Below are 6,966 nucleotides of genomic sequence, written 5' to 3' on the forward strand. Positions count from 1 at the left end.
CATGGGGTATCTAAAGGGAAAAAGTTCACTGATGATATTTGAACGACATGCGAATCTGAAATATAAATTTGGAAATCGAAAATTCTGGGCAACCGGATATTACGTTAGTACGGTAGGGCTGAATGCGCAAACCATACAGAAATATATCCGGGAACAGGATAAGATGGATCAAATGGAAGATTCGTTATTCAGTAAAGAATACGAAGACCCTTTTAAGGGTAGCAAGTAGTCATACCACTGCGGCTTGAACAAAGTGAAAGCCAGCGTCATTTAGGCGCTGGCCTGTGTTGGGCCCTTATAGGGCTAAGCGAACCACCCCTTGAAGGGGTGGAAGCGATTTTGTCTTGGTCCGGACACTGTCTGCAGCGCAGAGAGTGTTTGCAGGGTTACTAATTATAAAACTTTCTGTGAAAAATATAATCATTTGTTGTTGTGTTATAGTTCCTTCCCAATATGTTGTGTGACAGTGTGCAGAACCGGGCATGGGGCAAGGGCTGCGGGTTTGCGCGGGCTGTCTTTTTATGATAAAATTAATACGCTGTTGGAGGAATACATATGAATAAGAAGAAAGAAATTAAAAACAGAACAATGCTGAAACTGGTACAAGGACTTACAGGCGCTGTATTTGCCGTAAGTGCTTTTATGCTGCCTGTAACCGGGTTTGCGGAAGAAGCGGCGGCAACTCCGAAGTATGTGATGCCCCGGGAACAGGTGTATCTGGATCCCAGCCAGGTGGAAGCAGCGAAAAAACAGCTGGAAGCAGACGCATTTTATAACGCGAATCCCCAAAACAATGCGCCGGTTGCTGCTGCCGAGAAAAAAGAAGCTGCAGAAGAAAATGCAGCCGGGATAAAGGAAGAAAAGCCGGCTGAAACTGTTAAGCCTGCTGAAGAAACGAAAGCTGTTGTAAAAACAGAAGCAGTTACCAACGAAACAGCGGTTACTCCGGAAAAGGCAGTGAAAGAAGAAATCAAAGCTGAAAAGCCTGCGGTTCCGGAAGCAGTATCTCAAGACTTACAAGTGAAAAAGGAAACGGCGCAGCAGCAGGTGAATACTGTAGCTGCGGAACAGAAACAGGCAGTACCGGCACCGCAGAAATATGTGATGCCTCAGCAACAGGTGTATCTGGACCCCAGCCAGACAGAGGCAGCTAAGCAGCAGCTGGCAGCGGACGCGTTTTACAATGACCGCCCCCAGGCTAAAAATGTGGAAATTGTGACCGGTGACAGGGTCATTGCGGACGTAAAAGTTATAGAAAAAGATGAAACAGAGAAAAATGTAACGGCTCCGCCTGTAGAAAATCCGGCTGAAAAACCTGTGACACCTGCGGTAAAAGATGTTAAAGAAGAACAGCCTGTAACGGTTCAGCCTAAGGAAACAGAAAAAGATAAAACGGAAACACCGGAAACGGCGAAAGAAAATGCAGCCAAACCGGAAACAGTTGCCGGTGTAACTGCGACCGATAATACAACCGGTGATACTACCGGTAATAAAACCGAAGTTTCGCAGCCGCAGGAAGCTTCCAGACAGAAACCGGTCCGTCTGCATCACTTTGGCCTGGCCAAAGAATTTACGACCCATCAGGCTACGGTTGCAGGTGTATTGGAAGACGCGAAGATCAACATGGACGGCCGCACGGTCTATCCGCCGCCGGAAACAGAAATCACCGACGGCATGGTCATCCATGTGCTGGCCCGGAAGTCTTTCCTTTCCCGGGAAGAGGTGGAGGTGCCTTTCGGTACCCAGTTCATCGATGATCCGGAACTGGCCTTTGGCGATAAAAAGGTGGAAAAAGAAGGCGTGAAAGGCAAGGACCTGGTTATTTTCGAAAACATCACCCGTGCCGGTCACGAGCAGAAAATCGAGCTGGACCGCAAGCGTGTGACAGAGCCGGTGAACGCTGTGGTACGGCAGGGCGTGGCCCAGTCTATCCTGACGCCTAATGGATATGTAAAATATAAGAAAGTTCTTTACGGGGAAGCAACGGCCTACACCTGGGGCGGCGGCGCCTCCGGCCATACTTCGGTAGGACTGTATCCTAAACGCGGCATCGTGGCGGTAGATCCCCGGATAATCCCGTATTACACTAAGATGTACATCCCCGGTTACGGTATGGCCATAGCGGGAGACACGGGTGGCGCGATTGTGGGTACCCGTATCGACCTGTTCATGGACTCGCTGCATGAATGCTATCAGTGGGGACGCCGGGACGTAGAGATTTATATTTTGGAATAAACCGTAAACATTGTCCAAGGAGCTCATTTTGTTAAAAGAAGTTATCATAGTAGAAGGGAAAATGGACACGGTGGCCGTAAAGCGCGCGCTGGAGTGTGATACCATTGAGACGGGCGGTTTTGCCCTGCGTCCGCAAACGTTGAAACAGATTGAAGCAGCGTACAAGAAGCGGGGCATTATCATTCTGACCGATCCGGACGGGTCAGGGGAACGGATCCGCAAGTTTCTGACAGAACGTTTTCCTGATGCGGGGCAGGCATTTGTACCCAAAAAAGACGCCCGGGTCCCCGATGACGTAGGCATCGAGCAGGCAAAACCGGAAGCGATTTTACTGGCGCTGAGCAAGGTGCACCACCACGAATACAATCCGGAACCGGTGTTTAACGTGGCAGACCTGCGGGACAACGGATTGTCCGGCAGCCCGGAGGCCAGCCGTAAACGGGACCTGCTGGGGGCGGAATTAGGTATCGGCTACGGAACCGCGAAAACGTTTCTGCGCCGGCTGAACACCTATGGGGTTACCCGGGAAGAGTTTGAACGCGCGCTGGAAAAAGTGAAAGAAGAATAGGAACGAAACACGCATGGAAGATATTCAGCCCATCATTGCCAGGCGGGAAGTAACGGCACGCATCCTGCAGGCATTTCATTTAAAAGCAGATAAAAATCTGGGACAGAATTTTTTAGTGGAGGAGTCGGTGGTCAACCGGATTGCCAAAACGGCGGAGCTGACCCCGGAAGACACGGTGCTGGAAATCGGTCCCGGCATCGGTACCCTGACCCAGGCGCTGGCAATGACCGGCGCATCGGTTGTGTCCGTGGAATTGGACAAACGGCTGATTCCGGTACTGCAGGAAACAGTCGGAGCCTATAAAAACGTCCGCATTGTGCAGGGCGATATTTTAAAAGTTAATATTCCGGAAATCATTGCAGAAGTGAAAGCAGACCAGAAAACGGCAGGCGCGACTGGTAAAGTCGCAGAAGCAGAATCCGGAACGAAACAATCTGACACGTTCAAAGTCTGCGCGAATCTTCCCTATTACATTACGACCCCCATCATCATGTACCTGCTGGAGCAGAAGCTTCCGTTGGAGCGGCTGGTAGTGATGGTGCAGAAGGAAGTGGCAGAACGGATGACCGCCGGACCGGGCGGACGTGACTACGGCGCTATTTCCGTTGCAATGCAGTATTACACGGAACCGAAAATTGCCTTTATTGTGAAGGCAGGCTCGTTCTTACCGGCGCCCAAAGTGGACAGCGCCGTGTTGGTATGTAAAAGAAGAAGCACGCCTCCGGTGGACGTTCCGGATGAAAAAACGTTCTTCAAAGTGGTGGCGGCGGCTTTTTCCGTCCGCCGAAAAATGCTGAACAACAGCCTGAAGAATATGGGCGGACTGAACGGGGAACAGGTGAAAGCCTGGTTGGACCGGGCCGGTATCGACGGCAGGCGCCGGGCAGAAACACTAAGCCTGGAAGAGTTTGCCATGCTGGCAAGGACGTGGGAAAAGAATTAGAAAGATTTCAGAGATAGTAGAGGGGATTAGACGATGGCAGCCAAAAAACCGGTAATCGCAATGATGTACGATTTTGACAAGACCCTGTGCACTACGGATATGCAGGCGTACACATTTATTCCGAATCTGGGCATGTCCGCGGATGAATTCTGGGCAAAGGCTTCCAAGCTGGCGGAAGATAAAAAGATGGACCGCATCCTGGCCTACATGTATCTCATGCTGGATGAGGCACACGTTCACAGAATCTCCATCCGCCGCGACGATTTTGTGGCCCTTGGCAAAGATCTGAAACTGTATCCCGGCGTGGAGGAATGGTTCTGCCGCATCAACCAGTTTGGCAAAGAACAGGGTGTCACTATCAAACACTACATTATATCTTCCGGCCTGCGGGAAATTATTGAGGGCTCCTCTATTTACAAAGAATTTGACGATGTGTTTGCCGGGGAGTTTCTGTATAATGAAAACAATGTTGCCTGCTGGCCGAAGAACGTGGTGAACTATACTACCAAGACCCAGTTTCTGTTCCGCATCAACAAAGGCGTGCTGGACATTTCCAATGACGACGACCTGAACCGTTACACGCCGGAAGAAGACCGGCCCGTTCCCTTCCGCAACATGATTTACATCGGCGACGGACTGACGGACGTGCCCTGTATGAAACTGGTAAAAGTGAACGGGGGCTGTTCCATCGCAGTGTACCAGTCGGGCAAGCGGGATAAGGTGAAAGACCTGATTCAGGACAAGCGGGTGGATTTCATTATGCCGGCCAATTACAGCGAGAATTCCACTCTGGATAAAGTCACAAAGGACATTATCCGGCAGATGGCCAGCGTGGAGAAAGTGAAAGCCCACACGAAAACACAACTGGCGGCGACAAAGAAGTAAAGAGTATCTTCTATTCGGAAGAGCGTTATTCAGTTAGCATTGGGAAAGGAACATTCCCGGAGCGGTATCATGAAAACCATAAAAGTTGTGGCTGCTGTAATCTGCGATCCACCGGATAAAAAACAAAAAATCTTTGCCACGGCCAGAGGCTACGGGGAATTTAAAGGCCAATGGGAATTTCCGGGCGGCAAGGTGGAACCGGGGGAAACGCCACAGCAGGCTCTTGTGCGGGAAATTCAGGAAGAACTGGCTACGAAGATTCGTGTAGGCGATCTGATTACAACGGTTGAATATGATTATCCCACGTTTCATTTGTCCATGGACTGTTTCTGGTGCGAAGTGGTAGAAGGCGAATTGAAACTGTTAGAGGCGGAAGACGCTCGGTGGCTTACGAAAGACAAACTCTACAGCGTAAAATGGCTGCCGGCGGATGTAACTTTGATTGCGGAAATTGAAAAATCGATGGAATGATCCGGAGGAAATATAATGGCGGAAATAACCTGTCCGAACTGTCATAAAACATTTACGATAAGTGAAGAAGAATACAAATCAATCCGGGCACAATTGCGCGACCAGGAGTTTGTTGCGGCATTGCACGAACGGGAGCAGGTTTTTGAACAAAGCAAACTGGATGCGGTGAAACTTGCCGAAGCGGCGGTGACGCAAGATTTACAGCAGGTAATTTCGGAAAAAGCTGCAGAAATTTCTTCATTAAAGGCACAGCTTGCTACAAAAACAACAGAAAGTGAACTTGCGGTTAAAAACGCAGTGGCCGATAAAGAAAAGCAAATTGCGGAACTGGCTGCAAAAATTGAGGCAGCGGTGGAAGCAAAAAGCGCTGCCGTGAATGAAGTTGTTGCACAGAAAGACACGGAAATTTCCAGGCTGCAGGGTCAGATTAGCAACAAGGAAAGTGAATATAAGTTAAAACTGCAGGAAGAAGTTGCACAAAAAGAAGCTGAAATCGCAAGACTGAATGCGCAGATTGAGGCGAATAAAACAGAGCAGGAACTGGCCGTTCAGAAAGCAGTTTCCGAAAAAACCGGTGAACTCACCCAGAAAGACCTTGAAATCGAAAAACTGAAAGGTCAGTTAGACAATAAGGAAAAAGAAGCGGAGCTTGCGCAAAAAAATCTGAAGGCAAGTTACGAGCAGCAATTGGAATTAAAAGACGAACAAATAGGACAACTGAAAGATTTTAAAGCAAAGCAGTCTACCAAGATGGTCGGCGAAAGCCTGGAAGTGTTCTGCAAAAATGAGTTTGACAGGATCCGGGCTATTGGATTCCAGAACGCAACCTTTGAAAAAGACAATAAAGTCAGCGAGACGGGCAGCAAAGGAGATTTTATTTTCCGGGAAACCGAAGATGACGTGGAATTTATTTCCATCATGTTCGAAATGAAAAATGAAATGGACACCACTGCCACCAAACACAAAAACGAAGACTTTTTCAAAGAGCTGGACAAGGACCGCCGGGAAAAGAAATGCGAGTATGCCGTTCTGGTGACACTGCTGGAACCGGAAAACGACTTGTATAACAATGGCATCGTGGACGTGTCACATAAGTATGAAAAAATGTACGTGGTACGGCCCCAGTTCTTCATCCCTATCATCACCCTGCTGCGGAACGCGGCGCGGAATTCGCTGAAGTATCAGAAAGAACTGGTGACGGTCCGGAACCAGAATATCGATATTACGAACTTCGAAGCAAAGCTGAACGAGTTCAAAGATAAATTTGACCGTGACTGCAGGCTGGCGGATAAAAATTTTGAAGACGCCATCAGCGATATTGACAAAACCATTAAAAATCTGGAAAAGATTAAAAAAGAACTGCAACTGACTGTCAGCCACCTGAAACTTGCCGACAATAAATTGCAGGACATTACAATTAAAAAACTGGTAAAAGGCAATCCCACCATGGCTGCCAAATTCGAGGAACTGAAAACGAAACCGCAGGGTGAGGAGTAATCACTATATTGCCGGAATAACCATTTATGGAAACGTAGAGCTGCCGGAGCAAACCGTCCGGCAGCTTTTTATTATGGCTTTAGCTTGGGAGCCGAATCCCTCAAGGGGATTTGGCTCAAAAACCACCTGCTACGCAGGTGGGATTAATGCTTAAGCAAAAGGGCAACATCCTTCTTGTATAATGATAGTGTTCAAGCCGTCACTAAAACAAGAAAGGATGTTGCCCTATGGCAAATAGTTTAGCACATACCAAGTGGGTATGCAAATATCACATTGTATTTACACCAAAATACAGAAGAAAAATCATTTATAACCAATTGCGTTTGGATATCAGAACGATTCTTAAAGATTTGTGCAAATGGAAAGG

8 protein-coding genes are annotated in these 6,966 nt (G+C 48.3%); all 8 read left to right on the forward strand.

The annotated features are described in order from the left end of the window. Positions 1-229 (forward strand): transposase (locus BM159_RS11700; protein WP_177206048.1); only part of this gene is annotated, 229 nt, incomplete at its 5' end. 326 nt (positions 230-555) lie between these two features. Continuing rightward, positions 556-2,235 (forward strand): 3D domain-containing protein, encoded by a 1,680-nt coding sequence (locus BM159_RS11705; protein WP_093914389.1) that lies wholly within the window; start codon positions 556-558, stop codon positions 2,233-2,235. A 28-nt stretch (positions 2,236-2,263) separates the two neighbouring features. Then, positions 2,264-2,803, forward strand: coding sequence for a ribonuclease M5 (gene rnmV, locus BM159_RS11710; protein WP_093914390.1), 540 nt, complete (start codon positions 2,264-2,266; stop codon positions 2,801-2,803). A gap of 13 nt (positions 2,804-2,816) precedes the next feature. Further along, entirely contained in the window at positions 2,817-3,746 is a 930-nt protein-coding gene (gene rsmA, locus BM159_RS11715; RefSeq protein WP_093914391.1) for a 16S rRNA (adenine(1518)-N(6)/adenine(1519)-N(6))-dimethyltransferase RsmA, read from the forward strand. A 33-nt stretch (positions 3,747-3,779) separates the two neighbouring features. Continuing rightward, positions 3,780-4,631, forward strand: coding sequence for an HAD family hydrolase (locus BM159_RS11720; RefSeq protein WP_218149590.1), 852 nt, complete (start codon positions 3,780-3,782; stop codon positions 4,629-4,631). A gap of 69 nt (positions 4,632-4,700) precedes the next feature. Beyond that, the gene (locus BM159_RS11725; protein WP_093914394.1) at positions 4,701-5,102 is read left to right on the forward strand and encodes a (deoxy)nucleoside triphosphate pyrophosphohydrolase; all 402 of its coding nucleotides are present in this window, start codon (positions 4,701-4,703) and stop codon (positions 5,100-5,102) included. Between the two features lie 15 nt (positions 5,103-5,117). Then, positions 5,118-6,599 (forward strand): DUF2130 domain-containing protein, encoded by a 1,482-nt coding sequence (locus BM159_RS11730; protein ID WP_093914392.1) that lies wholly within the window; start codon positions 5,118-5,120, stop codon positions 6,597-6,599. A 227-nt stretch (positions 6,600-6,826) separates the two neighbouring features. Further along, positions 6,827-6,966: transposase (locus BM159_RS11735; RefSeq protein ID WP_177205989.1), on the forward strand; the 140-nt coding region annotated here is incomplete at its 3' end.

Origin of the sequence: Succiniclasticum ruminis DSM 9236, from assembly GCF_900112895.1 — a bacterium.
Lineage (GTDB): Bacteria > Bacillota > Negativicutes > Acidaminococcales > Acidaminococcaceae > Succiniclasticum > Succiniclasticum ruminis.

What these genes read in the sequence shown, in the direction of transcription:
- BM159_RS11705 (WP_093914389.1), top strand. Translation starts at nt 556, where the DNA reads ATGAATAAGAAGAAAGAAATTAAAAACAGAACAATGCTGAAACTGGTA.
- rsmA (WP_093914391.1), top strand. Translation starts at nt 2,817, where the DNA reads ATGGAAGATATTCAGCCCATCATTGCCAGGCGGGAAGTAACGGCACGC.
- BM159_RS11720 (WP_218149590.1), top strand. Translation starts at nt 3,780, where the DNA reads ATGGCAGCCAAAAAACCGGTAATCGCAATGATGTACGATTTTGACAAG.
- BM159_RS11725 (WP_093914394.1), top strand. Translation starts at nt 4,701, where the DNA reads ATGAAAACCATAAAAGTTGTGGCTGCTGTAATCTGCGATCCACCGGAT.
- BM159_RS11730 (WP_093914392.1), top strand. Translation starts at nt 5,118, where the DNA reads ATGGCGGAAATAACCTGTCCGAACTGTCATAAAACATTTACGATAAGT.